Here is a 1,898-nt window from a genome sequence, read left to right on the forward strand (position 1 = left end):
TCTTATGTCGGAGCCTTGATCCGTAGGCCGTGATGACCTCAGCTGTCGCAACGTTCWCCGTCATTGCGAGCGYAGCGAAGCAATCCAGARTCTYTYRGCGRMGGCAGCCTGGATTGCTTCGTCGCRAGRGCTCCTCGCAATGACGGTGGASAGAGCAGTGTCTCTTATGTCRGAGCCTTGATCCGTAGGCCGWRATGACCTCAGCTGTCGCAACGTTCTCCGTCATTGCGAGCGMAGCGAAGCAATCCAGAATCTTTCGGCGAAGGCAGYCTKGATTGCTTCGTCGCRAGGGCTCCTCGCGATGACGGTGGCGAGAGATGGGTCGTCACCCCACCACCGCCACCTGTGTCGCCGCCATCGGCTGCCGTACACCATACATCAGCGTGCGCCATAGCCATTCGATCGGGCCGTATCGGTAGTGGCGCAGCCACCATGCGCTGAACAGGACCTGCCCAGCGTAGACGGTGATGCCGATGGCGAGGGCCTGGGTGATGCCAAGCCGCCCGAACAGACCAAGGCCGTAGCCGTAAAATATCCAGCCGAAGATAAGGGATTGTGCGACGTAGTTGGTGAAAGCCATTCGGCCCAACGGCGCGGCCCAGCCAAGCAGCCTCTTGCCGTGCTCGAAACTGGCGATGCCAAGAATGGCGGCGCCATAGCCCAGCGCCAGCAGGATGGTGCCAAGTGGCTCCCTGCCGGTATAGATCAACGCGGCGCCAAAACCGATGCAGAGGGGCGCGATGACGAGCAGGCCACGGACATTCTGCAAAATTCCGCTGCGCCACGCGAGCGCTCCGACAAGAAACAGCCCGATCGTGCGCAAAAAGACGAACGCGTGCAGGGACGCGATGAGAGGAATTTCGCGGAGACGGAACGCTAATACGTCGAGGAGGCCGCCCGTCGCATAAATGCGATTTGCATCCATGACGTCCCGCCAGATCGCAGCCCTGCTGGGAAACAATCCAGCCGGCGGAAAGGCCTGCATTGCCAGGTACAGCGCCAGAAACGCCAGCGCGGAGAGCGTCAGTAGCCAGCGCGGACCAGACAGGAACGGCAGCACGATGAACCCCGCCAAAGCATATTCGGTGAGGATGTCGCCGTTCCAGATCAGGCATAGGTGAATGACGCCGAACACCAGCAGCACAGCGAGCCGGCGCATGAGGAGCGAAATGCGGCGCTCGCTGTTTGTCAGCCGATCGAATTGAATGGCAAGGCCTGCGCCGAACAGCAGCGAAAACAGCGCAAACGCCTTGAGTTCGACGGCCTGTGTCAGGATCGTTTCGATGGCRCGATCGACCGGCGAGGCGAGCGTCTTCGGGCCAAGAAATTGCTCGAAGATTGAAATGCGAAATTCCATGACGAGGTTGATGGCCATGACGCCGAACAGGGCGACGCCGCGCAACACGTCGATAGCGTCAATTCGCTCCGTAGCATTTGTTGGCCGGGGAGATGCGGCGCCATCGGAAGTCATTGCGGTATGAATTCCAATTGCGCCTTGGCGTATTTCGTCCTCTTACGACAACCGCATGTCCAGCAGCCGCCGGCCTTCGCCCTTCAAGAGCTTCTTCACCGCGCTCGAGGCCACGACCTCGCCGTCATTGGCGTAGGCTTCGTGGTTCTTCTCGATGTCGTCGAGGCGGTAGAGATAGTTGACCATCACGCCGGCCGACTCGCGCACGCCCTTCGGCGAGAGGTCGCCGAGCCAGTTGATGCGCTCGAGCCGTGCGCCGTTGCCGAGATGGAAGCGGGCGACGGAATCGATCAGCTTGCCCTTCGGCGTGCGCGCCTTCAGGAAGTAATAGGCCGCGAGCGGCTCGATCACGGCGCGTAGCAGCGCGGTCGTCTCGGGGTTCTCGAACCATTTGGGATCGTCGAGGCGCTTCAGCACCTCGCGGTCC

The 1,898-nt window shown here is 61.1% G+C and carries 2 protein-coding genes; both read right to left on the reverse strand.

Translation table 11 applies throughout. The features are described from left to right. Positions 1 to 325: 325 nt before the first annotated feature. Positions 326 to 1,471, reverse strand: a complete 1,146-nt coding sequence (locus AC1D00_RS39130; protein WP_477014360.1) for a DUF418 domain-containing protein — start codon at positions 1,469 to 1,471, stop codon at positions 326 to 328. Between the two features lie 42 nt (positions 1,472 to 1,513). After that, the coding region (locus tag AC1D00_RS39135; RefSeq protein WP_477014361.1) for a malonyl-CoA decarboxylase domain-containing protein at positions 1,514 to 1,898 on the reverse strand (385 nt) is incomplete at its 5' end.

This window comes from Bradyrhizobium sp. P2_E8 (genome assembly GCF_056403875.1).